This window comes from Micromonospora sp. AMSO1212t, from assembly GCF_008868145.1.
GTDB lineage: Bacteria > Actinomycetota > Actinomycetes > Mycobacteriales > Micromonosporaceae > Micromonospora > Micromonospora tulbaghiae.
In genome coordinates this window covers 1-24,399 of sequence record NZ_WBKS01000038.1, presented here as the reverse complement: position 1 = coordinate 24,399, position 24,399 = coordinate 1, and the positions used below count along the sequence as shown (strand labels likewise).

26 protein-coding genes and 1 pseudogene are annotated in these 24,399 nt (G+C 73.6%); 10 read left to right on the top strand and 17 right to left on the bottom strand.

What is annotated here, in order from left to right; translation table 11 throughout:
* Positions 1–57 precede the first annotated feature (57 nt).
* Positions 58–939, bottom strand: a complete 882-nt coding sequence (locus F8279_RS12910; protein ID WP_091418982.1) for a serine hydrolase — start codon at positions 937–939, stop codon at positions 58–60.
* A 38-nt stretch (positions 940–977) separates the two neighbouring features.
* On the opposite strand from F8279_RS12910, the gene F8279_RS12905 reads away from it, so the two are divergent.
* The 4 genes from F8279_RS12905 (at position 978) to F8279_RS12890 (ending at position 5,236) form a co-directional block, all read left to right on the top strand.
* Positions 978–1,955: a LysR substrate-binding domain-containing protein gene (locus tag F8279_RS12905; RefSeq protein ID WP_091418980.1), complete on the top strand. Its 978-nt coding sequence runs from the start codon at positions 978–980 to the stop codon at positions 1,953–1,955.
* 40 nt (positions 1,956–1,995) lie between these two features.
* Positions 1,996–3,171 (top strand): endonuclease, encoded by a 1,176-nt coding sequence (locus F8279_RS12900; RefSeq protein WP_091418977.1) that lies wholly within the window; start codon positions 1,996–1,998, stop codon positions 3,169–3,171.
* A gap of 117 nt (positions 3,172–3,288) precedes the next feature.
* A complete protein-coding gene (locus F8279_RS12895) occupies positions 3,289–4,143 on the top strand; it encodes an aldo/keto reductase (RefSeq protein ID WP_091418974.1) in 855 nt (284 codons plus the stop codon).
* Between the two features lie 109 nt (positions 4,144–4,252).
* Entirely contained in the window at positions 4,253–5,236 is a 984-nt protein-coding gene (locus F8279_RS12890; protein ID WP_091418970.1) for an aldo/keto reductase, read from the top strand.
* 97 nt (positions 5,237–5,333) lie between these two features.
* On the opposite strand, the gene F8279_RS12885 is transcribed toward F8279_RS12890, so the two are convergent.
* On the bottom strand, positions 5,334–6,878 hold the full coding sequence (locus F8279_RS12885) for a collagen binding domain-containing protein (protein ID WP_139135448.1): 1,545 nt from the start codon (positions 6,876–6,878) through the stop codon (positions 5,334–5,336).
* Between the two features lie 347 nt (positions 6,879–7,225).
* Here F8279_RS12885 and F8279_RS12880 point away from each other — a divergent pair, with 347 nt between their 5' ends.
* Together F8279_RS12880 and F8279_RS12875 are read left to right on the top strand one after the other, a co-directional pair.
* A complete protein-coding gene (locus tag F8279_RS12880; RefSeq protein WP_091418966.1) occupies positions 7,226–8,239 on the top strand; it encodes an ATP-binding cassette domain-containing protein in 1,014 nt (337 codons plus the stop codon).
* On the top strand, positions 8,236–9,090 hold the full coding sequence (locus F8279_RS12875) for an ABC transporter permease (protein WP_091418963.1): 855 nt from the start codon (positions 8,236–8,238) through the stop codon (positions 9,088–9,090). The genes F8279_RS12880 and F8279_RS12875 overlap by 4 nt, the downstream gene beginning before the upstream one ends.
* 45 nt (positions 9,091–9,135) lie before the next feature.
* On the opposite strand, the gene F8279_RS12870 is transcribed toward F8279_RS12875, so the two are convergent.
* The 5 genes from F8279_RS12870 to F8279_RS12850 all read right to left on the bottom strand — a co-directional run bounded on the left by F8279_RS12870 (position 9,136) and on the right by F8279_RS12850 (position 14,949).
* On the bottom strand, positions 9,136–12,531 hold the full coding sequence (locus tag F8279_RS12870) for an AAA family ATPase (RefSeq protein ID WP_091418961.1): 3,396 nt from the start codon (positions 12,529–12,531) through the stop codon (positions 9,136–9,138).
* A 44-nt stretch (positions 12,532–12,575) separates the two neighbouring features.
* The gene (locus tag F8279_RS12865; RefSeq protein WP_091418959.1) at positions 12,576–12,983 is read right to left on the bottom strand and encodes a hypothetical protein; all 408 of its coding nucleotides are present in this window, start codon (positions 12,981–12,983) and stop codon (positions 12,576–12,578) included.
* Positions 12,980–13,240: a hypothetical protein gene (locus tag F8279_RS12860; protein WP_091418956.1), complete on the bottom strand. Its 261-nt coding sequence runs from the start codon at positions 13,238–13,240 to the stop codon at positions 12,980–12,982. Before F8279_RS12860 ends, F8279_RS12865 begins: the two co-directional genes overlap by 4 nt.
* Positions 13,241–13,253: 13 nt before the next feature.
* A complete protein-coding gene (locus F8279_RS12855) occupies positions 13,254–13,967 on the bottom strand; it encodes a hypothetical protein (RefSeq protein WP_091418954.1) in 714 nt (237 codons plus the stop codon).
* A gap of 133 nt (positions 13,968–14,100) precedes the next feature.
* Positions 14,101–14,949 (bottom strand): helix-turn-helix transcriptional regulator, encoded by an 849-nt coding sequence (locus tag F8279_RS12850; RefSeq protein WP_151500052.1) that lies wholly within the window; start codon positions 14,947–14,949, stop codon positions 14,101–14,103.
* Positions 14,950–15,048: 99 nt separating this feature from the next.
* Between F8279_RS12850 and F8279_RS12845 the strand changes: the two genes are divergently transcribed.
* Both F8279_RS12845 and F8279_RS12840 read left to right on the top strand, forming a co-directional pair.
* Positions 15,049–15,819 (top strand): SDR family oxidoreductase, encoded by a 771-nt coding sequence (locus F8279_RS12845; protein ID WP_091418949.1) that lies wholly within the window; start codon positions 15,049–15,051, stop codon positions 15,817–15,819.
* Between the two features lie 67 nt (positions 15,820–15,886).
* Entirely contained in the window at positions 15,887–16,453 is a 567-nt protein-coding gene (locus tag F8279_RS12840; RefSeq protein ID WP_091418947.1) for a snapalysin family zinc-dependent metalloprotease, read from the top strand.
* Between the two features lie 27 nt (positions 16,454–16,480).
* Here the strand turns inward: F8279_RS12840 and F8279_RS12835 are convergent, their stop codons facing one another.
* From F8279_RS12835 to F8279_RS12815, 5 genes are all read right to left on the bottom strand, one after another.
* Positions 16,481–17,461 carry a hypothetical protein gene (locus F8279_RS12835; RefSeq protein WP_091418944.1) on the bottom strand — a complete coding sequence of 327 codons (981 nt, stop codon included), beginning with the start codon at positions 17,459–17,461 and terminating at the stop codon, positions 16,481–16,483.
* Entirely contained in the window at positions 17,458–18,807 is a 1,350-nt protein-coding gene (locus F8279_RS12830; protein ID WP_151500051.1) for a hypothetical protein, read from the bottom strand. Before F8279_RS12830 ends, F8279_RS12835 begins: the two co-directional genes overlap by 4 nt.
* Positions 18,804–19,109 (bottom strand): DUF6403 family protein, encoded by a 306-nt coding sequence (locus F8279_RS12825; protein WP_091418941.1) that lies wholly within the window; start codon positions 19,107–19,109, stop codon positions 18,804–18,806. The genes F8279_RS12830 and F8279_RS12825 overlap by 4 nt, the downstream gene beginning before the upstream one ends.
* Positions 19,110–19,177: 68 nt before the next feature.
* Complete coding sequence (locus tag F8279_RS12820) at positions 19,178–19,432, bottom strand: hypothetical protein (RefSeq protein ID WP_091418938.1); 255 nt, start codon at positions 19,430–19,432, stop codon at positions 19,178–19,180.
* Positions 19,433–19,507: 75 nt separating this feature from the next.
* On the bottom strand, positions 19,508–20,800 hold the full coding sequence (locus F8279_RS12815) for an AAA family ATPase (protein WP_151500050.1): 1,293 nt from the start codon (positions 20,798–20,800) through the stop codon (positions 19,508–19,510).
* A gap of 159 nt (positions 20,801–20,959) precedes the next feature.
* Between F8279_RS12815 and F8279_RS12810 the strand changes: the two genes are divergently transcribed.
* Positions 20,960–21,727, top strand: a complete 768-nt coding sequence (locus tag F8279_RS12810; protein ID WP_151500049.1) for a hypothetical protein — start codon at positions 20,960–20,962, stop codon at positions 21,725–21,727.
* Between the two features lie 66 nt (positions 21,728–21,793).
* Here the strand turns inward: F8279_RS12810 and F8279_RS12805 are convergent, their stop codons facing one another.
* The 4 genes from F8279_RS12805 to F8279_RS12790 all read right to left on the bottom strand — a co-directional run bounded on the left by F8279_RS12805 (position 21,794) and on the right by F8279_RS12790 (position 23,489).
* Complete coding sequence (locus tag F8279_RS12805) at positions 21,794–22,621, bottom strand: SAM-dependent methyltransferase (RefSeq protein WP_151500048.1); 828 nt, start codon at positions 22,619–22,621, stop codon at positions 21,794–21,796.
* Between the two features lie 151 nt (positions 22,622–22,772).
* Positions 22,773–23,027, bottom strand: coding sequence for a hypothetical protein (locus tag F8279_RS12800; RefSeq protein ID WP_151500047.1), 255 nt, complete (start codon positions 23,025–23,027; stop codon positions 22,773–22,775).
* Positions 23,020–23,262, bottom strand: coding sequence for a DivIVA domain-containing protein (locus tag F8279_RS12795; protein ID WP_151500046.1), 243 nt, complete (start codon positions 23,260–23,262; stop codon positions 23,020–23,022). The genes F8279_RS12800 and F8279_RS12795 overlap by 8 nt, the downstream gene beginning before the upstream one ends.
* Positions 23,259–23,489 (bottom strand): hypothetical protein, encoded by a 231-nt coding sequence (locus F8279_RS12790; protein ID WP_151500045.1) that lies wholly within the window; start codon positions 23,487–23,489, stop codon positions 23,259–23,261. The genes F8279_RS12795 and F8279_RS12790 overlap by 4 nt, the downstream gene beginning before the upstream one ends.
* A gap of 242 nt (positions 23,490–23,731) precedes the next feature.
* On the opposite strand from F8279_RS12790, the gene F8279_RS12785 reads away from it, so the two are divergent.
* Positions 23,732–24,307: a DNA-binding transcriptional regulator gene (locus tag F8279_RS12785; RefSeq protein WP_151500044.1), complete on the top strand. Its 576-nt coding sequence runs from the start codon at positions 23,732–23,734 to the stop codon at positions 24,305–24,307.
* On the opposite strand, the pseudogene F8279_RS12780 reads toward F8279_RS12785, so the two are convergent.
* A pseudogene (locus tag F8279_RS12780) lies at positions 24,291–24,399 on the bottom strand (IS5/IS1182 family transposase); the annotation flags it as partial. The gene F8279_RS12785 and the pseudogene F8279_RS12780 sit on opposite strands and share 17 nt — an antisense overlap.

Below are 24,399 nucleotides of genomic sequence, written 5' to 3'. Positions count from 1 at the left end.
AACGACCGATATCCGAACCGATATCACCGCAGCTCAGCACCGATGCGCCGAGCTGGATCAGCGCAACGACTCGACGGCGGTGCGGGCCGCCTCCCCCATCGCCAGGTCCACGTCGATCCGGCGGGCGGCCAGCCGTTCGGTGCGTACGGCCACCGCGATCGCATACCTGCGACCGTCGGGGTACTCCGCGACGCCGGCTTCGAGGTGCAGTCCCGGCAGGGTGCCGGTCTTCCCGGCGACCCGAACCCCGGGTGGGAAGCCGGCGGCCAGCCGGGTCCAGAAGAGTTGCCGTGCCATCAGCTCCCGGACCATGGCGCACGCGGGCGCCGGGCCGGCCTCGTCCCGCCACACCAGACGGAGCAGCCGGGTCAGCTCGCGGGCGGTGCTGGAGCTGGTGTGCTCGGGGTCGAAGACCCGCATCGCGCGGATCCGTTCGGGCGACAGGGTGGGGAAGATCCGCGCGAAGTCCGCCTCGGTGCGCGCGCCCACGTCGGAGAGCATCGTCTCGGCGAGTTGCCGGGGGCCGCCGACGATCCGGGTGCGCGGCAGGTCCAGCTCCGCGGCCAGCATCGGCAGCACGTCCGCGCCGACCCGCCGCAGCAGAAGGTCGGCCGCCGTGTTGTCACTCACCGACATGGCCAGATAAGCGAGGTCACGCAGGGAGATCTCGACGTCGTCGGCGCAGCCGGCCACACCCCAGCCCCCGAGCCGGTCGGCGGGACCGACCACCACCCGTTCGGTCGGGTCGAGCTGCCCGGCGGCGGCCTGCCGGGCGAACTCAAGCACCAGCATGATCTTGAAGATGGACGCGATGACGATCTGCTCGTCGGCGCGCAGCGCCACTTCACCGCCCGCCGGGTCGTCCACGTCCACGACGTGCAGGCAACCCCGCAACCCGGCCCGCCCGAAGATCTCCGCGACCCGCTCCCCCGCATCCACGCCGACACGGTAACGAGCGGCGACGCTAGGGTGCCCGGATGGATCTGCTGCGGCACCTGCGGCATTTCGTGGTGGTCGCCCGGGAACTGCACTTCGGCCGGGCCGCCGAGACGCTGGGCATGGCGCAGCCACCGCTGAGCCAGTCGATCCAGCGGTTGGAACGGGAGCTGGGCGTCACCCTGTTCGACAGGTCGCAGCGCCAGGTCGGCCTCACCACCGCCGGCCAGTTGCTGCTCGGCGAGGCCGACGAACTGCTGGCCGGTGAACGCCGGCTGCGTCACCTCGCCGAGCGGGTTCGGCGGGGCGCGCTCGGGGTGCTGCGCGCCGGCGTACCCCCGGAGACCCCGGCCGTGACGTTGCGTGCGCTGCTCGACGCGCTCGCGGCCCGCGCGCCCGGGCTCGCCCTCGACCTGCACGAACTGACGAGCGCCGAGCAGCACCGGATGCTTGCGGACGGGCGGCTGGACGTCGGCCTGCTGCACCATCCGGTCGACGGGGCCGGGCTGCGCTTCGGCGAGCCGGTGGACGTGCCGGTAGGTGTGCTGCTGCCCCGGGCGTCTCCGCTGGCCCGGCCGCGGGAGATCGCGCTCGCCGATCTGGCCGGCATGGATCTGGTCACCGCGCCGGCGGTCACCGCGCCCGGCTGGCACGAGCATCTGCTGACCGTGTGCCGGCAGCACGGTTTCGCCCCGGCCCGGGTCCGCCCCGCGCGCAACCCGGAGTTCCTGTTCGGCCTGCTCCTGGCCGGCGGCGCGGTGGCCGTCGAGCCCGCCGCGCTGGCCCGCCGGGAACCACGTGTCGCCTGGCGACCGATCGCCGGCGCGCCACTGGTCCGGCGGATCTCGGCGGCCTGGCCGATCCGGGCGGCGCACCCGGCCGCGCCGATGTTCGGCCACCTCGCCACCGAGACGCTCGCCGCGCCCGACGAACAGGGCGGGCCGGCGCTTCTCGCCCCGGCGACCCGGCCCTGGCCGGTGCTGTTCGAGGCCGGCCGGGACGAAAAGTTGGCCCGGTGACCTCCCGCAGTTCGCCGCATCCCGACTAGCATCGCTGATCATGAATATGAAGCGCGTCACCCGCTCGCGACCCGGGCGGTTGATCGCGGCGGTCGTGCTCGCCGTCGCGGTCGGGATCCCGCTCGGCGTGACCGGTGCCGCGTCGGCCGCGACGCCCCTGACCGTGGCGCAGGCGCTCGCCGCCCAGGACGGCCGGACGGCCACCGTCACCGGCTACGTCATCGGTCAGCCCACCGCCACCAACACGGTGCTCACGTCCGGCTTCACCGCGGACACCGCTGTCGCCCTCGCCGACCAGGCCGGCGAGACCGGCACCGGCCGGATGCTGTACGTGCAGGTGACGGCCGCCTGGCGGAGCACCTTCGGGCTGCTCACCAACCCGTCCCTGCGCGGGCGGCAGGTGACCGCGACCGGCGCGCTCACCGCGTACTTCAGCCACGGCGGGCTGAAGAACCCGACCGCGATGAGCCTCGGCGGCGGCGCCACGCCGAGCCCCACGCCGACCCCGGGCCCGACCGGCACCGCCGTGCCGGACGCGTACTACGCGGCCGCGGCCGGCCGGACCGGGCCGGCGCTGCGCACCGCGCTGCACGGCATCATCAAGGTGCAGACGAAGCTCAGCTACGACCAGGTGTGGCACGCGCTCAAGGACACCGACCAGGATCCGGCCAACCCGTCCAACGTGATCCTGCTCTACAGCGGACGCTCACAGAGCAAGACCAGCAACGGCGGCGGCGCGAACGACTGGAACCGGGAGCACGTCTGGGCCAAGTCGCACGGCGACTTCGGCACCGCCACCGGTCCCGGCACCGACGTGCACCACCTGCGGCCGGAGGACGTGTCGGTCAACTCGTTGCGCGGCAACAAGGACTTCGACTCGGGCGGCGGCGCGGTGGCCGAGGCGCCCGGCTGCTACACCGACGCCGACTCGTTCGAGCCGCGCGACGCGGTGAAGGGCGACGTGGCCCGCATGATCCTCTACATGGCGATCCGGTACGAGGGCGGCGACGGCTGGCCGGACCTGGAACCGAACGACTCGGTGTCGAACGGCTCCACGCCCCGGCTCGGGCGGCTGTCGAAGCTGCTGGCCTGGAACGACCAGGATCCGCCGGACACCTTCGAGAAGCGCCGCAACCAGCGCATCTACGAACGCTGGCAGGGCAACCGGAACCCGTTCGTCGACCACCCCGAGTGGGCGCGGTCGATCTGGGGTTGACGCTCGTCCCCGATGTGAGGAAGCGCGGCGAGCGGGTAGAGACATCCGGTTGGCACGACCGGGGGCAGTCGGCACGGACGCGCCCCCGGGCACCGCACGATCGGAGATGAGGCTCTCATGGCCCAGAACGGCATTCCGGACATCGCACTCAACGACGGCAACACCATCCCGCAGCTCGGCTTCGGCGTCTTCCAGATCGAGCCGAAGGACACCGCCCGGGCTGTCGGCACCGCGCTAGAGGTCGGCTACCGGCACATCGACACCGCCCAGATGTACGGCAACGAGGCCGAGGTGGGTCAGGCGCTGCGCGCCTCCGGGCTGGACCGCGGCGAGGTCTTCGTCACCAGCAAGCTGAACAACGGCTTCCACCGCCCGGACGACGCCCGTAAGGCGTTCGAGCAGTCGCTGCGGGAGCTGAAGTCCGACTACCTCGACCTGTTCCTGATCCACTGGCCGCTGCCCACCCGCTACGACGGCGACTTCGTCTCCACCTGGAAGGTGCTCGAAGACCTGCAGCGCGAGGGCACGGTGAGGTCGATCGGCGTGTCCAACTTCCAGGTCGCGCACCTGGAGCGGCTGGCCGCCGAGGCGGACGTGGTGCCTGCGGTCAACCAAATCGAGGCGCACCCCTACCTCGGCAACGAGGAGGTGCGGGGGTACGACAAGGCGCACGGCATCCTCACCGAGGCGTGGTCGCCGATCTCGCAGGGCAAGGTGCTCGGCGACCCGACAGTCGTCGACGTGGCCGAGCAGGTCGGCCGGACCCCGGCCCAGGTGGTGCTGCGCTGGCACGTGCAGCGCGGCGACATCGTCTTCCCGAAGTCGACCACCCCGAAGCGGATCGAGGAGAACTTCGCGATCTTCGACTTCACGCTCGACGACGCCGCGATGGAGCGGCTCACCGCGCTGGACCGGGCCGAGGCCGGGCGGACGGGCCCGAACCCGGACGAGTTCGACTACATCCCGAACTGAGCAGTCACACGTCGGAGGGGCCCCGGGAGACCGGAGCCCCTCCGCTTGTTGACTTCGCGCGCACTCGAAGGGGCAGGGTGACCGGCAAAGCTCCGACGGGGAGGAATACATGCGCTACCGCACCATCGGCACGGACCCGGCCACCCGCCGCGAGGTCAGTGTGCTCAGTCTCGGCGCGATGCTGTTCGGCACCGCCACCGACGAGGCCACCTCGTTCGCCATCCTCGACCGGTACGTCGAGGCGGGCGGCACCTTCATCGACACCTCGGACAACTACGCCTTCTGGCAGAACGGGGGCCAGGGTGGCGAGAGCGAGGAGCTGCTCGGCCGCTGGCGGCGCAGCCGCGGCATCGGCGGCGAGGTGGTCATCGCCACGAAGCTGGGTGCCCGCCCGCTCGCGCCGGGCACCAGCTATGTCGACAACCCGGAAGGGCTGTCGGCCAAGGTGATCCGCGAGTCCGCCGAACGCAGCCGGGAGCGCCTCGGCGTCGAGCGGATCGACCTGCTCTACGCCCACATCGAGGACCGGACGATCCCGATGCGGGAGACCGTGGAGGGCTTCGCCGAGCTGGTCGCCGAGGGCACGGTCGGGCTGCTGGGCGCCAGCAACCACCGCGCCTGGCGGGTCGAGCGGGCCCGCGCGCTCGCTGCCGCGGCGGGCCTGCCCGGGTACGAGGTGCTCCAGTACCACCGCAGCTATCTGCCCCGGCGTCTGGACGTGCCGAGCGAGCTGGACCCGGACGGCGACGTCGGCTGGGTCGGCCCCGACCTGCTCAGTTACCTGCGTACGGAGCCGCAGCTCACGCTGGTCGCGTACTCGCCGCTGCTGAAGGGCGCGTACGCCAGGCCGGAGCGGCTCGGCGAGGAGTACGTGGTGCCCGCCACCCCGGCCCGGCTGGCGGCGCTGCGGGCGGTGGCCGCCGAGACCGGCGCCACCCTGAACCAGGTGGTGCTGGCCTGGCTGATGGGCGGGGACCAGCCGTCGATCCCGCTCGTCGGTTTCTCCTCGGTGGCGCAGTTGGAGGAGAGCCTGGCCGCTGTCGACCTGGAGCTGACCGCCGAGCAGCGGACCCGGCTGGATTCGGCACGCTGACCGGCACCGGGCCGGGTGGCCGCCACGCCACCCGGCCCGTGCCGATCAACCGGCTCGTGTCACTCAACCGGCTCGTGTCACTCAGCCGGCTCGCCGCTCAGCCGGCCGGGTACCGGTCGACCTCGACGTCAAGCCGCAGCGTTCCGGTGCCCGGCAGTGTCACCTGGGTGGCGTCGGCCGGGCGGGCCGCGCCGTCGTACCAGCCGGCGTAGCTGACGTACGGCGGCGTCCACAGCCAGGCCAGGGTGACCGGCTGGGGGCCGAGCACGCGCAGTGCGTACTCGCCGTCGCGATCCAACGTGCGGCCGATGACCTCACGGGTACGCGCGTTGCGCACCGTCAGCTCCGCGGCCACCGGGCGGCCCTCCGGGTCGACGAGCCGGCCGGTGACCAGGACACCTCGCCGCGCGGCGAGGTTGTAGACGGTGGTGGCGCCGGCCCGCACCGTGACCGGCACGGCCTTGCCCCGCAGGGCGAACCCGCCGGACCACTGGGTGGCGTTGTCGGCGGTGGTGAACAGCAGCGGCCAGGCGTACGGCCCGAGCCAGTCGATCCGGTAGCGGCCCTGCGCGTCCAGGTCCGTTCCCCACTCCGGGAAGAAGCCGGACCCGAGCGCGAGCGTCACGGTGCCGGAGGTCGCCGGCCTGCCGGTGGCCGCACTGGTCACGGTGCCGGTGACTACACCGGCGCGGTCGAGCCGGATCGGGGGCACGGTGACCGTCTGCCCGGCGCGGAGGGTGACCACCCGGGCCTGCTTCGCGTCACCGGTGCCGCCGGTCGCGCCGACCCACTGCGCGCCGTACCCCGATCCGCCGGCGGGGCGGGCGAACAGGTTCCAGGAGCCGGCCTCGACCAGGCCGACGCGGACGTTCCCGGAGGCGTCGGAGCAGTACCGTCCAGGGTTGTCCGGAAGCTCGCCGGTGCCGGCGGGCGCCGGCGTCACACAGGCCCCGGCGACGGGCGCGCCGGTCGCCGCGTCGACCACCCGGGACACCACGTGCGCGGCCGGGGTCAGGTCGACCACCGCGCTGCCGCTGCCGTCGGCCAGGACGGTCACGGTGGTGTCGCGGGGCAGGTGGGAATAGTCGTCGGTGTAGACCCGTACCTCCTGCGGACCGGGGACGAGCGGCGGCACTGTCACCTCACCGTCGCCGCACAGGTTGCGGCGGGTGTCGACGTACACGCAGACGCGGTCGATCGGGGCGCCGGTGACCGCGTCACGCGCCCGCAGGGTCAACGGGCTGGGCGTGAGCAGGCGCTCGGAGACGTCCGTCGTGCCCCCCGCGGACACCCGGACCGTTCCGGCCCCCGCCCAGTCCGTCCGGCCCGGCACCCACTGCCGCAGCGAGTCGTCGGGCAGGTCGGGATCGACGTACCCGGGACTGATGGCGATCTTGTAGTCGCCGGCCGGCACCTCCACGCGCAGCTGCCCGGACTCGTCCAACTGGAGCAGTTGGACGTCGTAGCCGCTGTCCGCGGCCACCACGTCGACACTGCCCTGGCTCGGGGTGCCGTCGGGCGCGATGACGGTCAGGTGGAGGACACCTGCCGGCTCCTCGGCCGCGCCGGCCGCGCCGGGTGAGACGGTGACGGCCAGGGCCGCCACGGTGAGTGCGCCGAGCACTCTTCGGACGATGGACACGGTGGACCCCTCTCGGTTTCAATGCAGGGAGAGGCGTCCGCGTAGCCACAACCGGGACACGCCCCCGTGCGTCGGATGCCGGCGCAGCATATGGCAGACGATCGATCGGGCGCTGTCGGCGACCGGTCATCCGGCGGACCGCTGCGGGAACGGTCATAACCCGCCTTCCTCCCGTACCGGCCACCGTCGGCCGGGGATCCACCCACCGCCAGAACCGATCTGGCGGGCCGTCTGGCGCCTTCGGGGTGAGGCCGGTACAACCACAGCTTCCCGGCCTCGTTGAAACAGGCGATCGGCCTGGCGGCAAGCCGCCTGTCGAGGACATCGACGACGAGAGGTAGCTATTCATGAGCAACCGGAACACCGGCCTGGCCGTCGAGGCCGAGGGCCTGGTCCGGTCCTTCGGTTCGACCCGGGCACTCGACGGGCTGGACCTGCAGGTTCCCGCCGGCACCGTCTACGGCGTGCTGGGCCCGAACGGCGCCGGGAAGACCACCGCCGTACGGGTGCTCGCGACGCTGTTGCGCCCGGACGGCGGCACGGCCCGGGTCTTCGGCCACGACGTGGTGCGTGACGCCGACGCGGTGCGCTCCCGGGTGAGCCTGACCGGCCAGTACGCCTCGCTGGACGAGGACCTGACCGGGGCGGAGAACCTGGTCCTGCTGGGCCGGCTGCTCGGGCTGGGCCGGGCCGGCGCCCGGGAGCGGGCCGAGCAGTTGCTCGCCGCGTTCGGGTTGACCGAGGCGGCGGGACGGCAGGTGAAGAAGTACTCCGGCGGGATGCGCCGGCGCATCGACATCGCCGCGAGCATCCTCAACACCCCGGATCTGCTGTTCCTGGACGAGCCGACCACCGGGCTGGACCCGCGCAGCCGCAACCAGGTGTGGGCGATCGTGCGGGCGGTGGTGGCGTACGGCACGACGGTGCTGCTGACCACGCAGTACCTGGACGAGGCGGACCAGCTCGCCGGCCGGATCGCGGTGGTCGACCACGGCCGGGTGATCGCGGAGGGCACCCCGGGCGAGCTGAAGGCGTCGATCGGCGCGGGCAGCGTCCACATCCGGCTGCGTGATCCGGGACAGCGGCCGCAGGCCGAGCAGGTGCTGCGGGCGTCGCTCGGCGTACCGGTGCAGCTCGCCGCGGACCCGGCGGCGCTGACCGCCCGCGTCGGCGAGCACGGCACCGACCTGGAGGCCGGTACGCAGGCGGCGCGTGCGCTCGGTGAGCTGGCCGCCGCCGGCATCGTGGTGGACGACTTCTCCCTCGGCCAGCCCAGCCTGGACGAGGTCTTCCTGGCCCTGACCGACCACCCGGCCGTCCCGGCGGACGAGCGGGACGACGAACTGGAGGCGGCGCGATGAGCGACACCGCGATCACCACCGGGCGGGCGCCGTCCGTCTACATGCCGTCCGCCGAGGCGCTGGCCACGGTGCTCGCCCCGGCCGAGCGGCCGGCCCGGCCCAGCGCGTTGTCGGCGTCGCTGACGTTCGGCTGGCGCGCGCTGCTGAAGATCAAGCACGTGCCGGAGCAGCTGTTCGACGTGACCGCGTTCCCGATCATCATGGTGCTGATGTTCACGTACCTGTTCGGTGGCGCGCTCGCCGACAGCCCGCGGGCGTACCTCCAGTTCTTCCTGCCCGGCATCATGGTCACGAGCGTCGTGATGATCACCATGTACACCGGGGTCGGGTTGAACACCGACATCGAGAAGGGCGTCTTCGACCGGATCCGTACGCTGCCGGTCTGGCGGCCGGCGGCGCTGGTCGGGATGATCTTCGGCGACGTGCTGCGCTACGTCCTGGCCGCCGTGGTCATCCTCACCGTCGGCGTGGTGCTCGGCTTCCGTCCCGACGGCGGGCTGCTCGGGGTGCTGGCCGGGATCGGGCTGCTGGTGATCTTCTCGTTCGCGTTCTCCTGGGTGTGGACGTTCTTCGGCCTGGTGCTGCGCAGCGAGAAGTCGGTGATGGGGACCAGCATGATGGTGCTGTTCCCGTTGACCTTCCTGAGCAACGTGTTCGTCGACCCTTCCACCATGCCCGGTTGGCTGCAGGCGTTCGTCAAGGTCAACCCGATCACCCAGCTCGTCACCTCGGTCCGCGCGGCGATGGCCGGCTCGATGGACGGCCCGAGCACCATGTGGATGCTGCTCTGGAGCGCCCTCTTCGTGGTCGTGTTCGGCACGCTGACGATGTACCGCTACAACCGCCGCTGACGTGTCGACGGTGGCGGGGTCCACGCGGCTCCGCCACCTCGTCGGTCAGAGTCGCCAGGGCACCGGCTCGGCCGGCCGGTACCGGCAGGCGCCGCCGGTGGTGACCGACTCGCGCAGGTGGGCGGCGAGCGCCGGGTGCCGCTCGTCGATGCGGCGCAGTGTGTCCCGGATCCGCCCGGTCACCGCCTTGCGCGCCCGTTCCGCCTGGTCGCCGAGACGCCGGCTGCGCCCGGCCAGCCCGGCGGCGGCACGCAACTGGTCGAGCAGCGCCGCGCGCTCGGCGTCCAGCTCGGCCAGCCGCCGCTCGTCGTCGCGGGCCGCCGCGCGGTCGATCTCGTCGTCGAGCCGCCGCAGGTGCCGGCGGTAGCGGGCCTTCGCCTCGTCGTCGAGCACCGGATCGGCCCCGAGGCGGCGCGCGGCGACGAGTTCCGGACCGGCCGCCGGGTCGAGCAGTTCGACGGCCGGCACGTCCGCGCCGGGCCGGCTCAGCAGCAGCCGCAGGTCGTGCAGCCCTTTGGCGTCGGGCAGGTGCACCACGATGCCGTCGTACCCGAGGCGCCACACCGGCCCGTCCGGCCGGAACTCGGGCCGGATCACGTCCGCACCGCCCGCGCCGGGGTCGGGCGACCGCCCGTGGACCACACCCGCCCGGGACAGACCCGACGCGGTCCGGCGGCCCGCCGACGACGCGACGGCCAGGGCCGGAGCGCCCGCGCCGAACCGGGCCGCCACCGGCGCGACCACCGCGGACGCCGCGGCCGGGGCGGGATCCGCCGCGCCCAGCCGGTCCACCACCTGGACCATGCCCAGCGCCCGCGCCTCGGCCACCGTCTCGGCACGTAGCCGCCGCGCCTCGGCCGCGTCGCCCGGCCCGTCGCGCCCGGCGAGCGCGCCCACCAGTCCGGCCCGGGCCAGCACCGACCAGGGTCGGGCGCCCAGCCGGTCGGCGGCGGCCCGCGCCGCGGTGTAACAGTCGATCGCGTCGTCCCACCGGCCCTCGGCCGCGTCCACCATGGCCAGCCACAGGTCGACCGGGCCGCCGATGTCGCACCCGAACAGCGCCGCCGTCCACTGCCCGCGGTGCGGGGCCAGGTCGCTCCGCACCGCGGCGCAGCGGGCCGGGTCGCCGTCCACGGCCGCCGCCTGCGCCCGCAGGCGCAGCCACAGCGGCGACACCGACCGGGGGTACGCGGTGCCGGCGGCCTCGATCGCGGCGGTGAGACGCAGCACCGTGGCCGCGTCGCCGCGTTCGGCGGCGGTGAGCGCGCGGAGCAGCTCGGCCTGCGGGTGCCCGGCGCCCACCCGGTCGAGCACCGCCTCGGCATCGGTGACGCGGCCGTACAGCAGCAGCACCGACCAGCGCATGTGGTGCGTCATGAACGCGTGGTCGGAGTGCGCCGGCTCGCGGTAGCTCTCCGCCTCGGCGAAGCACGCCTCGGCGGTGGCGAGGTCGCCCTGGAAGGCGGCGATGATCCCGCTGTCCGAGAGCGCCGCCACCCGCTGCCGGTCCACGTCGCCACGTTGCGCGCCGGTCACGAACGCGGTCAGCTCGTGCCGGTAGCCCGGGTCGCCCAGCTCCAGCAACGCGACCCAGCGCAGCGCCGTGGCCCACAGCTCGGTCTCCCGGTCGCCGCTGCGACGGGCCACCTCCCGGATCTCGGCGGTGACCACGGCCCGTTCCCGCGCGGTGCCGAGCCCCCAGGTGGTGTCGTGTCGGGCCCACAGGCTGAAGGTGAGCGCCTCGTCGTCGCGGCCGTGCCGGGCCAGCGTCTCGGTGGCGGTGATCAGGTCGGTGACGAGCGCGCGTACCGGCCGCTCCGGCTCCGGTTCCGCGATCAACCGCCGGTACGCCTCCCGGACCAGCTCGGCGGCGTCGAGCCGGCGGCGGGTGGCGGAGTGCTGCCGGTGCGCGATGAGCGCCACCCGGGTCAGCACGCCGGGATCGGGCAGCTCGCGTGCCAGCGCGGCGGCCTCGGCCAGCAGCCGCTCGACCTCGGCCGGCGGGCCGGCGTGGTACAGCAGCCCGGCCAGTTCCAGCAGCACCCGGACCCGGCGGCCGGGCTCGCCGGTCAGTTCGAGCGCGCGCCGGTAGTGCCGGACCGACTCGTCCATCGCGATCCGGCCCCCGGCGTCGCGAGCGGCGGCCAGCAGCAGGTCACCGGCGCGTTCCGGCTCCAGCTCGGCGCCGGCCAGCCAGGCGTGCCGGGCCAGGTGGGCCGGGCTGAGCGGGCCGGCGAGCGCGTCCGACCGGTCGACGGCCCGGACCACGGCCGCGTGCCGGGCCCGCCGCTCGTCCTCGGCGAGCCCGTCGTAGAGCGTCTCGCGGACCAGGTCGTGCACGAAGACGAACCGGCCGTCACTGCGGGGCAGCACCAGCCGGGCCGCGGCGGCGCGGCCGAGCAGCCGGTCGATCTGCGCGACGGGAGCGGGTACGCAGGCGGCGAGCGTCCCCCTGTCGAACTCGCGGCCGAGCACCGCGGCCACCGTGAGCGCGTCGACCACCGGGGCGGGCAGTTGGTCGAGCCGGCGGCGCACCACCTCCCGTACGCCGGGGGCGACGGTGTCGGTGAGGCCGTGGGTGTGCCAGAGCCGGGCGGTCTGCTCCACGAAGAACGGATTCCCGCCGGTGCGCCGGTGTACCTCGTCGACCAGGCTCGGAGCGGGCTCCCGGCCGGCGGTACGGGCGATCAGCGCGGCCACCTCGGCCCGGCCCAGCCCGGTGAGCGTGACGGTGGTGGCCTTGGCGGTCAGTGGCAGCAGCCACGGCCGCAGCGGGTGCTCGCCGGATTCGACTTCGGCGTCCCGGTAGGTGCCGATCAGCAGCAACCGTTCGAACCAGGCGTGCTGGGTGACGAACTGGAGCAGCCGCAGCGACGCCGGGTCGGCCCAGTGCAGGTCGTCGAAGACCACGGCGACCGGCCGGTGCTGGGCGACGGCGACCAGGGCGGCGGTCACCGCGTCGTGTCTGTCGAACTCGGCCCGGCCGGCGTCGCCCGGCTCGGTCACGTCGCCTGGCTCGCTCACGTCGCCCGCGGCCCGCATGTCGCCCGGCTCCGTCGCCGCATCGCCTCCCGGTGCCGGCCCGCCGCGACGAGCATCGCCCGCCGCGCGCTCGCCCAGCAGTGCGGCCAGGCCCGCGGCGGCTGCCTCCCGTACCCCGGGCGGGTCGCCGTCGGACCGGGCCAGCCGGCGCAGCACCTGCACCCAGGGCCAGTAGTCGGGGGCGGTGTCGGAGTCCCAGCAGGCGGCGCCGAGCACCAGCGCCCCGCCGCGGCGGGCCTCGTCGGCGGCGGCCGAGACCAGTGTGGTCTTGCCGATGCCCGGCTCGCCGCTGACCAGCACGAGACCGCCGTGGCTGTCGACCAGCCGGGTCACCTCGGCGCGCAGCAGTGCAGCGGGGTGCTCCCGCCCGATGATGTGTCCGCCGAACCTCGGCTCCATGACCTCACGACGCTAGTCGAAGGGTCCGACAAACAGGGGCGCCCTCAGAGCCGCGCGTCGGTGACGACGTGCGCGCACGCCGGGCAGGCCGCCGGTCCCTGTTCGGCGAACCACCGGCAGGTACGCCGGATCGCGCACTTCGGCAGCGTTTCCTCGGCCGGCGGGGCGGTCTCGGCGTACGAGGCGGCCATCCGGGCGCCCAGCCCGCAGTGCGAGCCGGTCCAGAAGCCACAGGACGAGGTGACGCACGGGCCGGCGAGCCGGGCCCGCGACTCGATCGGCTCGTCGGAGTCACCGAGCCCGGCGAGCGCCACCTCGGCCGGTACGGCCGGGGTCACGTAGGCCACCCGGCCCGCCGGAGTGATCATGCCGAGGAACACGGTGGCGTTCGACGCCGGGGTGCTCGGGCACATCCGCTCCGGCGTGCCGGCCGGCCGGGCGGCGTCGGTCACCGCTGGATCCAGAACCCGATGTCGTTGATCTTCTGCCCGAGGTCCTGGGCGAACGGGCCGTCGATGACCCAGAGCCCGTACCACTCGGGACGCAGCTTGATGTTGCCGTGGCCGACGGTCAGCGGGTTGGTCAGCCTGGCGTCGGCGGTACGCAGCGCGGCCAGGCCGGCCTTCTGGATCTCCGCGGCGATCAGGGTCTGCTGCTCGGGGCTCAGGTCGACGCCGTCGACCACGAAGCGGAACTCGTTGCGGGCCATGTGCTACCTCCGGTCACTCGTACGATTCGGTGCCCAGCCCGCGACGCAGGCTGGTGCGGGTGAAGGCCGCCCAGCCGGCGTGCGAGGCGGCGTCGGTGCGATGCCCGGCGCGGGCGAGCACCCGGGCGGCGTGCTCCGCCCAGCTGTCGGCGGTCGTCGCCGCCTCGCCCCACAGTTCACGGCAGGCGGCGACCGCGAAGGCGACCTGTTCCGGCGCGCCGGTGAACCCGGCGGTTCCGTCGACGATCCGGATCGTGCCGTCCGGGCGGACCCGCACGCTCGGGAAGTGGTGGTGCAGGCTGGCCAGCGTGGCCAGGTGGGTTGCGTCCCGCCGGCCGGCGGCGAAACCGGCGCGCAGCTCGTCGTCGCGGCGGTGCCGGATCCCGTGCAGCACCAGCGCGTCTCCGGCCGCCTCGATCCGGGCGACCACCTGCACCGGCACGCTCCAGGCCGCCGGCGAGTTCGCCGACCAGAACGCCAGCCAGGCGGCGAGCCGGGCGTGGAAGTCGGCCTGGACGGCGACCGGGAGCGCGGACCCGTCGGGTGCGCGCAGCGCGGCGGTGGCGATGCGGTCCCGGGTGATGAGCGGCGTCGCGGGGCGGCCCGGTGCGGCCGCCGCGGCGCCGGTGGTGGAGGCGACGGCCAGGCCGGTCACTGTGACCGCCGAGGCCGCCGCCGCGCCGGCGAGCAGTCGCCGACGGTCGAGCGGGTGTCCGTTGTCGTTCATCGTCGGCCCTTCGTCGACGGCAGTGGACCGACGCTATCGACCGGAAGCGATCAGAAAAACACCCTGCGTGACGGGAGGCCGACAGGAAAGCCGGGGATACCCGGCGGCGTGAACGACGGTTCCTGTGCCGGGTTCACGTCGCGGCGGACGGGAACCGCTCGTGTCCGAGCACGGCGAGCAGCCGCAGCTTCTCCTCGGCCTCGCTGCGCGGCGCGGCGGTGAGCACCAGCAGCGCCTGCGACTGGTCCTCGGTGAACAGCACCTGGCAGTCCAGCTCGATCGGTCCGAGTTCCGGGTGGATCAGCGTCTTGTGGTCGGCGAAGCGCTGCGCCACCTCGTGCCGCTCCCACAACTCGGCGAACTCGCTGCTGGCCGCACGCAGCGCTCGCACCAGCTCGCCCGCGCGGGACCGCGGCCCCATCGATCCGTACGCGGCCCGCAGGTTGGCGACCTGAGCCCGGCTCTGCCGGTCACGGTCCTCCACCGGATAGTGCTCCCGCTCGGCCGGGTCGGTGAACCAGCGGTACACCTCGCTGCGGGCGAGCCCGGTGTGGCCGGAGCGGTCCCCGAACAGCGCGGCCGCCAACCGGTTCTGGACCAGCGTCTCGCCGAGGTCGGACAGGATGAGCGCCGGCGTGTCGGCCAGCCGGTCCAGCACCCGCAGCAGTGCCGGCGCGACATGGCCGGTGGTGGCGGCGGCCTCGGGCGGGCTGTGCCCGGCGACCCGGAACAGGTAGGCGCGCTCGTGCGCGGTGAGCCGCAGCGCCCGGGCCAGCTCGCCGAGCATGTACGGACTCGGCTGCGGGCCGCGCCGCTGCTCCAGCCGCGTGTAGTAGTCGGTGGACATGGTGGCGAGCGACGCGACCTCCTCCCGTCGCAGGCCGGGCGCCCGGCGGCGGGCGCCCTCCGGCAGTCCGAGGTCGCCGGGGCGCAGCGCTTCGCGGCGGCGGCGCAGGAATTCGGCCAGGGCTTGGCGGTCCATGATCCGAGTATCCGCCGCGCTGCGCCGGGAACCAGGGATCCGCGATCCCCCGATCAGCGGTCTCTTCACCCGCCACGCCGGACGCCGCAGGCTTGCCGCATGGACATCTCCGGAAACACGATCTTCATTCCCGGCGCCACCAGCGGGATCGGCCTGGCCCTGGCGCTCGCCCTGCGGGACCGGGGCAACACGGTGATCGTCGGGGGCCGGCGTACCGAGTTGCTCGACGAGATCGCCGCCGCCAACCCGGGCCTGGCCACCGTCACGATCGACACCACCGACCCGGCGAGCATCGCCGCCGCCGCGGACCAGGTGCTGGCGAAGCACCCGGATCTCAACGTCCTGGTGACGATGGCGGGCGTGATGCGGATCGAGGACTGGCGCTCGCCGGACACGTTCCTCGCCTCGGCCGAGGAGGTGGTGACCACGAACGTGCTCGGCCCGATCCGGCTGATCGCCGCCTTCGTCGAACATCTGCGGCAGCGCGGGAACGCCACGATCGTCACCGTCTCGTCCGGCCTGGCGTTCGTGCCGCTGCGGGTCACGCCGAGCTACAACGCCTCCAAGGCCGCGGTGCACATGCTCAGCGAGTCGATCCGGCTGAACCTGGCCGGCACCGGCGTACGGGTGCTGGAACTGGTGCCGCCCGCGGTGCGCACCGAACTCCTGCCCGGCCACGAGAGCAACGAGGTCGCCATGCCGCTGGACGAGTTCATGAGCGAGGTGGTGGCGCTGCTGGAGGCGCTGCCGGAGGCGACGGAGATCCAGGTCGAGCGGGTGAAGTTCCTCCGCCACGCGGAGGCGCGCGGCGACTACGACCAGGTGGTCGCCGCGGTGAACGCGTCCGATCCGCACGCGTCCACCCCTTGATATCGATCGATAGCTATCTATAGGCTGGCGACGTTCCGCTCACCCCCCATCCCAAGGAGTGTGAACCATGCGTCACCCCAAGCTGTCCCGGATCCTCGCCACCCTCGCGGCCGCGACGCTGGCAGCGCTCGGTGCGGTAGCCGTCAACCCGGCTCCGGCCTCCGCCGCCGTCCGCAACGTCTGCTACAACATCAGCCAGGCCGGCCCGTTCGCCAACACGGCGGTGCAGGCGGCGGCGATCTGGAACAACTACACGAACAACATCAACATGGCCCAGTGCGGGTCCAACCTGCGGATCACCTACACCTACGGCGGGGGCTCGTACGCCCAGCGCACCAGCCTCGGCAACGGCCGCGTGGTGATCGACTACAACCAGGCCCAGCAGTACTCGGCACTGCGCATCATGACGCACGAGATCGGCCACATCCTCGGCCTGCCGGACAACTACAACGGCAACTGCGCCATCCTGATGTCCGGTGGCAGCGCCGGCACGAGCTGCACCAACCCGTACCCCAGCTCCACCGAGGCCGCCCGGGTCGACTCGCTGTTCGGCTTCGCCGCCCGCAGCGCGACGCCCGCCCAGGTCTTCACCGGCAGCTGGCCGGCCGCCTCGACGGTGGGCGCCCAGCGCTGACGACGCACTGACGACGGGGTCGGCGGCTCACCGCCGGCCCCGTCCGCGCGTCCCGCGCCGGCCGGACGCGGCGTCGTCGGCGAGGTCCGCGGCGCGGCGGCTCAGCTCCTCGACCCGCTCCCGGAGCCGGCGCAGCGCCTCGGCGTCCCCGTCCTTCTCGGACACCTCGTCGAGCAGACCGACGTAGTCGGCGGCCAGCCGCCGGTACGCCGGGGCGACCGGCCCGACACGCCCGTCCAGGTCGATGATCTGCTGGGCGAGGACAGCGGTGGCGGCGCCGAGCGCGGCCCGTTCGTCGGCGCGCGCGTCCCTCCCGGCCCGCCGGGCGTCGGCCAGCCGACCGGCCCGCCGCCCACCGAACCAGAGCACCGCGGCACCGGCCACGGCCCCGGCCACCGCGCCGCCGGCCAGCAGATACCGGGGCAGCGACGGGCTGATGGTACGAGCACCGTCCGGCACCAGACCGGCCCGGACCAACCGGTCGTAGTTCAGCACGATCACCTTCAGCGCCTCGACCGGCCGGTCCACGAACGCGTCGGCGCCCCGGCTGATCGTGGTCTCGGCGACCATGGCCCGCCCGAGGTCACGCGCGCCGTCGCCGCCGAGGCGGGAGCAGCCGTACGTGTCCCAGTCCTCGCCGTCGCGGCTCATCGCCAGCACCAGCGTGCCCTGGGTGGCGCGCTCGGTGTCGTCGCACGCCTCCCGCAGGTCGGCGCCCGGCTCCATGATCAGCACCACCAGCCGCCGGTTGCCGATGACCCGTTCGGCGGCGGCCCGGTCCAGGTCCACTCCGGGCGCCGCGTAGACCGAGGAGCCACGTACCTGCCGGGCGGCCGGGCCGTCCAGGATGCCTCCGGTCCACAGTGCCCAGCCGGCCAGCGCCAGGCAGGCGAGAACCGCCCGGCCGAACGCGGTACCGACCAGACGGCCGAGCAGCCGGCGCGGGCCGGTCACCGCCGCGCCTCGACGGGCCGCCGAACGCTCGGGACGGGTCGCGACGCGGCTCACGACAGCCTCGCCCGCAGGTAGACGTCCGGCCGGTAGCCGGGCATCCGCACGTCCCGGGCCACGTCGTCCAGCTCGGCCGCCGCATCGGCGAGCAGTTCGCGTACGTGCCGGTCGGGCAGCCCTTCGTCGAACGCGTCCCGGGCCGCCCGCAACCGGCCCACGCCCCGGACCAGCGCCGGGTCGCTGCGCACGTCGGTGAGCAGCGACAACTCGACCGCCAGCGCGGAGAGCCCGGCCAGCCGGGCCGGCGTACCACCGGGACCGACGTCGGCCGGACGGCGGCCGGAGGCCCGCACGGTACGGATGGACAGCACCACGAAACCCGCCACGCATCCGGCGAAGATCCAGGGCAGCGCCGGCAGCGCCACCCGCAGCGGGTCGAACGGCCGGTACGGCAGCGGACGGTCGAACAGCCCCGCGTAGCGCACGTCGGTGACCTGGGCCAGGTACGCGCCGAGCACGTTCTGCTGGGGATAGGTGTAACGGCCGAGTCGGCTGCCGAACTGGGCGTAGAAGCTCGCGCCCGCGACCTCGGCGAACGACGCCCCGCCCGGACCGTGGTACTCGATCCAGTCGCCGTACATCAACACGAGCGGCTGGTCCGGGGCGAGCCGGTGCAGCGCCGGCCCGTACGCGGGCAGTGGCTCCCCGTACGGCTGGGCGGGCAGCACGACGAACCAGGCGCCGTCCGGGAACGCGGCGCTCGCCGCCTTCGCCGGCAGCTCGCGCAGCGTGGCGCCGGCGCCCACGTACCGGCCGGTGGCGCGCAGCGCCGCGACCACCGGGGCCAGCTCCGGGCCGGTCGGCTCCCGCCAGCGCAGGTCGTCGCCGTCCGGCGGGGTCGGCTGGTCGTGCAGCGCGGCCAGCAGCGCGAGCACCGAGCCGGTCACGTCGCCGGTGGCGAACCGGGCCCGCCAGCCCGGCAGGTCGTCCGGCGAGGCCACGTAGAGCCCGCCGCTGACCTCGGTGCCGACGATCCGGATCTCGGCGTTCTCCACGTCCTTGACCCGCCGGCGTTCGGCCTCGTCCAGACCGGGCGGGGCGACCAGGATGCGGGTTCCCCGGTCACCGATGGCGGCCCGGACCCGCTGCTCGTCCCAACGCGCGACAGCGCCCGGCAGCCGGACCACCGGATCGGCGGCGACGAGAGCCGTCATCTCCTCGACCGAGGGCACACTCGCGTCGCTCAGTTCCCCGGCCGAGCCCTCGGGCAGCGCGGCGCTCGACGGGGAACGCCCGTAGCTGACCTCCACGCTCTGCCGCTGCGCCACCAGGAACACCACGAGCACCGCCGCCGCGGCGGCCAGCAGCGACCAGCGCAGCAGCTCCCGGCGTACCCTCGTCACCGGCCGGCCCGCCACAGCTCGTCGGCGCGACGGGCGTGCTCGGCCGCCGCGCGGGCCGCGTCGGCGCCGCCGCGTCCGGCGGCGAGCAGCTCGGCGTGGGCCAGCAGCCGCTCGGCCTCCGGCACCGTCGCCGGGGACGCGTCCCGGCTGACGGTGGCGTCGTGGATCGCCGCCCGCGCCGACGACCAGGCGATTCGCCGGCCCTCGGCCCGGGCGCGGCGCCGGGGCAGCGACGCGGCGAGGAAACCGGCGACCACCGCCACCACACCCCCGCCCAGCCACTGCAGCACGCTCGCGGTCATGATCCATGTCTAACGCACCGCCGCCAGCGCCGCGCGCCGAGGGCGGCGGTGCGCCGCCGGCCCGCCGCCTACGACGACGAATAGCCCTCGTTGAAGCCCTCCATGAACCCGCCCGCGAACCCGGAGACGACGCATCCGGCACAGCACAGGATCACCAGCAGCGCCGGCACCGCAACCCACAGGACGATCGCCCACCTGCCCATGCCCTCGCGCGGCTGCTCCGCGAACGCCGGCGGCGGATAGTACGGCTGTTGCGGGTACGCCTGCTGTTGGTACGGCTGGTGCTGGTACGGATCCTGCTGATAGGGATCGTGAGGATGCATCCGGCCATCGTGCCCACCGGCCGCGAGCGCCGGAAGATCCGAACGGACCGCCGATCCTGCCGCGACGGCCCCTCGTCACGCCCGGTGGGCATCGAGGTGGGTCAGCACCGTCTGGTTGGCCTCCCACCCGTCCGGGAACTTCACCGGCACGTCCAGGTGAACCCGCTCGGTCGACGGATACGCGTCGAGCAGCTCACCGATCCCGGCCCGCGCCACCACCACGCAGGCGTGCCGGTGCCGTGACGCCAGCACGCACAGCCGGCCCGACTCCAGGTGGAACGCGGTGGCGTCGCGCCGGCCGGAGAGCGGGTGCAGCACGATCGTCACGTCGTACTCCCGGCCCTGGAGCCGGTTGGCGGTGTCCACTGTGATGCCCGCCCCGGCCGCGCCCAGCCGGGACCGGATGGCCGCGACCTGGTCGCGGTGCGCGGCCCCGACGGCGATCCGGTCCGCGGTGACCGGCGCGCCGCCGGGCGCGGCCTCGCTGACCGCGACCGCGCCGCGCCGCAGCACCCGCAGCGCCAGCTCCGCGCAGGCCGCGGCGGCTTCTCCATCGGTACGCACGGTGTGCCGGGCCGGCAGCTCGTGCAACGCCCAGCCGGTGACGGCGGCCACCTCGACCGAGGCGTCGTAGGCGTCACCCGCGCCGGGCTCGGTGAACGTCAGCGCCCGGTCGGCCGGCCCGGTCCCGGCGCGGAACCCGGTGAACGGGTAGAACGCGGCGGAGACGACAGGGACGGCCGAGTCGGGCAGCCGCCACGACACCGGCAGCCGGTGGACCGGCAGCTCCGGGTTGTGCCGCAGCAGCGTGGCCACCGCCGACTGCATCGGATCCCAGGTCAGGCCGGTCCAGCGGAACGTCTCGACGGTGCTGAACGGATCGAGCTGACCGGGGTCGCCGACGAACAGCGCCCGCTCGAACCGTCCCGCCACGCGCAGCAGCGCATCAGCGCGCATCTGGTACGCCTCGTCCACGATCGCCCACGGCCAGCTCCCCTCGGTGACAGTGGCCCACTTGGCCGCCGTACCGATGGTGACCGCCGGCCCGCCCAGGTCGGCGACCTTCGCGGCGACGCGGACCGCCGGGTGGGCGGTGACCCGCTCGGTGGGCCGGTAGTCGGTCGCGGAGAGCCGCCCGACGCGCAGCTCCGGCGCCCTGCGGCCGAGCCGGTCGATGAGGTCGTCCACCTGCTCGTTGGTCTGCGCCACGATCATCAGCGGGTCGCCGGTGGCGGCGGTCTCGATCGCGGCGCGGACGACGAGGGTCGACTTCCCGGCGCCGGGAGGCGAGTCCACGACGACGCCGCGGTGCGTGCCGTGGCGCAGATCCCGCAGCACACGCTGGATCACCTGCTCGGCTTCGTGCACGGCGGGCCCTTCCCTGGTTGTGGAGGCGGGGCCCTTTCTTAGCACGCGCCGACCAGGACCGCGCACCGCCGCCAGGGAGACCGCCGTCCACCTCATCGATCAACTTGCGCCCGGCTGTCACGCTCTCAGTCAGGAAGACGGGGAAACGCGGGTGACACCATGGACCTTCACCGCAGTCGCGCCGGTCTTGTCATCGGCCTCGTCCTGCTGCCGTTCGGTCTCTGCACGGTGCTGGCCGGGCTGGCCGGCAGCACCCTTCGACTGGTCGGCGGGCTGATCGTCGGCGGGCTCGTCATGCTCGCCAGCGTCGCGGGCATCGTCGAGGCGGTCCGGCCGTTCCGGTTCCACATCAGCTTCGAAGGCTTGACCGTCCGGACAGCCGAGCTGAACCGGCTGCTGCCCTGGGCGGAGATCGAACACCTGGTCCTGTACCAGCCACCTCCGGTTCTGTCCGACAAGAGGATGCCATCACCGTTGCTGCTGCTCGTACCCGCCGCCAGGTCGACCCTCGACCTCCCGCTGACCCACTCCAGCCCGTTGGACGACCGGCCCTGCATGGTCCTGCTCGAAGTGCACGACGTCCGGGAGAAGACGGACCAGGTCGCCGGCGCCCTCGCCCGGTACGGCGGCAGCCGTTTCACCGACCACCGCCAGCTCGTCCGGCAGCGTTTCGACTCAGCCCCTCTATCGATCGAAGCACGGGGATACGACCGGACCGCCGTCGACGCCCTCGTGCAGAAGGGCCGGGAAGCACTACGGTCGGAGGACTTCCTACTGCGCCTCGCTGCGAAGGCACAGGTCGAGCGGGCCCTGGTCGAGTTGCCGCTCGTCGCGCACGGTTACGACCCCGTCCGGGTCGACGCGTTCCTGCGGGACCTGTCCGCCGCGTTGGCACGGTTCGAGGAGGGCGAAGAGGAGCCCGGCTGACGTGTCCGCACCCGCCGGCCGGGCCTTCCGTACCCGGAGGGCTCGCAGCCTCCGCGAGCGGGCGCCTTACGGCTTGCGGGCGAGCAGTCCGACGAACGTGTGGTAGGTGTCGGTCTGCTGCGGGGCGGGCGCGTCCGGGTCCGGACGCCACTCGGCCAGCGGCACCAGGCCCGGCTCCAGCACCGTCAGCCCGTCGGCGAAGGCGAGGATCTCCTCGTCGGTACGCCAGCGGCCGGTACCGAGCGACTCGTTGAACACGCGCTCGACCTCGCGGGCCTTGCGGGAGCCTTCCGGATCCCGCTCACCCGGGTCGCGGAAGTGCGAGATCGCGACGTAGCTGCCGGACGGCAGCGCGTCGATCAGCGCCGCAGCCACCGATCGCGGGTCCTCGTCGTCGCCGATGTGGTGCAGGATCGCGAACAGCAGCAGCCCGATCGGGCGGTCGAAGTCGAGGAACCGGCGGACGTCCGGGTCGTTGAGGATCTCCTCCGGTTCCCGGATGTCGGCCTGGATCACCGTCGCGGTGCCCTCCGCGGCGAGCAGCGCGCGCCCGTGCGCCAGGACGATCGGGTCGTTGTCCACGTACACCACCCGGGCCGCGGGGTTGTGCTCGACGGCCACCTCGTGCACGTTGCCCTGGGTGGGCAGGCCCGACCCGATGTCGAGGAACTGGTCGATGCCCTCCTCGGTCACGAGGTGGCGGATCACCCGGCGCAGGAAGGCCCGGTTCGCCTGACCGGCGGCCGGCCCGTCCGGCGTGATCCGCAGGGCGTGCTCGGCGACCTTCCGGTCGACCTCGAAGTTGTCCTTGCCGCCCAGGAAGTAGTCGTAGACCCGGGCCACGCTGGGAATGGTGACGTCGATTCCGGGCGGTGCGGCCTTGTCGCGGGTCACAGGCGTCTCCAGACTCCGTGGGCGGTTCCGGGCGTTTTCGGGGAGTGTAGCGACCGTACAGGGTGGATGGTCGCCCCGTTTGGGACCGCTCCCAGCGGACCGGCCCGTCACCAGGACGTTCATCGATCGACACGCCGAAACAGCGTCGACGTCACCGCAGCTCCGCCGCCCCGCACGACCCGTCGTGACCATCCCGATGCCCACAGCGCCCGCCGCCGGGCAACCGCAAGTCGCACCAGACCCGGTACCGCAGGTGCTGCGCGTCCTCCTCGCTGAGCGTCGTCTCAGCGAAGTCGACGGCATCCACGTGCCCGAGCGACCGGGCGAGCGCGGCGGCCAGCTCGACGGCGGCATCCCGGCTGGTCAACGCGGTCGGCAGGTGGATGATCCAGCACGGCTCAGTCATCGTGGCCGCGTCGCCGGCAGCCGCTGTGGCGGGACTGCCACTGCCGCAGCGCCTGGCGGACCCGCTCCGACTCGGTGCGCGCCGTGGTCAGCTCCCGGTGCAGGCGATCCATCTCGTCGGCGACCCGGCACAGATAGTCGTGCACCTGCGCCGGGTCCAGGCCACGCCAGCGGGTGTCGAAGAAGGCGCTGCGCACCTGGTACGCCTGCACCCGCTCGCCGGTCACGTAGATCACGACGCCGCCGTCCCGGCCGCCACGGCCTCGTCGGGCAGCCCGGCCGCGGCGAGCGTCGCCCTCCCCCACCGGGCCAGCCGGCAGGGGTACGGGACGCGCTCGCTGCGGCACAGCGGTCCCTGCGGCCAATGCTCGGGCACGTGTACGCGCACGGCCAGCGCGGCGACGAGCACGTCCTCGTCGGTGACCGGGGTGAGGACGGGAAAGTCGGCGAGTACGACGGACATCGGCAGGCGCCTCCGGGTTGGATCTGCTGGAGTGGCGCCGGAGCGGGCGGGGACGGCGGGAGCCGCGATCGGGGGACGCGGTACCGCCGGAGCCCAGCACCCGCCCCGGGCCATGCGTAAAGCCTCGTCAGCCCCGCCCTCACGCAACACGACTACGCACTGCACCGCAGCGGTAACTGCACTGCACCGATGCGGGCTACGCTGCCTCAGGTCTGAACTATCCGTGATCGAGGACGGCGCGAATGACGACCGTGCAGAAGTGGACGGGCCGGGAAACGCGGGCGTTGCGGCAGGCCCTGCGGATGAGCATTCGCGACTTCTCCGCACACCTCGGCGTCGCCGAGCGAACCGTCTCCAAATGGGAGGCCGCGATGGACGCGGCTTGCCCCCGGCCGGAGATGCAGGCCGCCCTCGACACTGCGCTCGGTACGGCAGCGGAGGACGTTCGCAGCCGCTTTACCTCGACCCAACGGGACCAAGCGGGACGCGTGGCGCCAGAAGTCGCCTCCGATCTCGCGGCGGCGGCGCGGCGACGCCTGGCGGACGGCCGGAACGCTGCCGGACTGTCGCCAGAGGCCTTCGCTCGCCTGCTCGGCACCGTCCTCGGGTGGAGTCCAACGGCTGAGCGCGTCGTCAACTGGGAGACGACGGAAACACCGCCGGGAGACGTCCTCCTGGCGCTTGACGTGTTGGTCGGTCCGACGGCCGACAACCTCGCTGGTCTGATCGCGGTCTATCCGAGCCGGTCGCAGCTCACCGCCCACCTGCCCGCAGACCGTCTCCTAGGGCGTGTCCTGTCGATCATGGGAGCCAGATGACGGCAGCGATCAGGACGAGGCCGGCTCGGTAGAGGGATGCGCGTTTGGCGTATCGCGTTGCCAGGTCACGCCACTGCTTGAGCCGGTTGAAG

Coding starts and splice junctions, on each gene's coding strand:
- F8279_RS12905 (WP_091418980.1), top strand. CDS start 978: ATGGATCTGCTGCGGCACCTGCGGCATTTCGTGGTGGTCGCCCGGGAA.
- F8279_RS12900 (WP_091418977.1), top strand. CDS start 1,996: ATGAATATGAAGCGCGTCACCCGCTCGCGACCCGGGCGGTTGATCGCG.
- F8279_RS12895 (WP_091418974.1), top strand. CDS start 3,289: ATGGCCCAGAACGGCATTCCGGACATCGCACTCAACGACGGCAACACC.
- F8279_RS12890 (WP_091418970.1), top strand. CDS start 4,253: ATGCGCTACCGCACCATCGGCACGGACCCGGCCACCCGCCGCGAGGTC.
- F8279_RS12880 (WP_091418966.1), top strand. CDS start 7,226: ATGAGCAACCGGAACACCGGCCTGGCCGTCGAGGCCGAGGGCCTGGTC.
- F8279_RS12875 (WP_091418963.1), top strand. CDS start 8,236: ATGAGCGACACCGCGATCACCACCGGGCGGGCGCCGTCCGTCTACATG.
- F8279_RS12870 (WP_091418961.1), bottom strand. CDS start 12,531: ATGGAGCCGAGGTTCGGCGGACACATCATCGGGCGGGAGCACCCCGCT.
- F8279_RS12860 (WP_091418956.1), bottom strand. CDS start 13,240: ATGGCCCGCAACGAGTTCCGCTTCGTGGTCGACGGCGTCGACCTGAGC.
- F8279_RS12855 (WP_091418954.1), bottom strand. CDS start 13,967: ATGAACGACAACGGACACCCGCTCGACCGTCGGCGACTGCTCGCCGGC.
- F8279_RS12850 (WP_151500052.1), bottom strand. CDS start 14,949: ATGGACCGCCAAGCCCTGGCCGAATTCCTGCGCCGCCGCCGCGAAGCG.
- F8279_RS12845 (WP_091418949.1), top strand. CDS start 15,049: ATGGACATCTCCGGAAACACGATCTTCATTCCCGGCGCCACCAGCGGG.
- F8279_RS12840 (WP_091418947.1), top strand. CDS start 15,887: ATGCGTCACCCCAAGCTGTCCCGGATCCTCGCCACCCTCGCGGCCGCG.
- F8279_RS12825 (WP_091418941.1), bottom strand. CDS start 19,109: ATGACCGCGAGCGTGCTGCAGTGGCTGGGCGGGGGTGTGGTGGCGGTG.
- F8279_RS12820 (WP_091418938.1), bottom strand. CDS start 19,432: ATGCATCCTCACGATCCCTATCAGCAGGATCCGTACCAGCACCAGCCG.
- F8279_RS12810 (WP_151500049.1), top strand. CDS start 20,960: ATGGACCTTCACCGCAGTCGCGCCGGTCTTGTCATCGGCCTCGTCCTG.
- F8279_RS12800 (WP_151500047.1), bottom strand. CDS start 23,027: ATGACTGAGCCGTGCTGGATCATCCACCTGCCGACCGCGTTGACCAGC.
- F8279_RS12790 (WP_151500045.1), bottom strand. CDS start 23,489: ATGTCCGTCGTACTCGCCGACTTTCCCGTCCTCACCCCGGTCACCGAC.
- F8279_RS12785 (WP_151500044.1), top strand. CDS start 23,732: ATGACGACCGTGCAGAAGTGGACGGGCCGGGAAACGCGGGCGTTGCGG.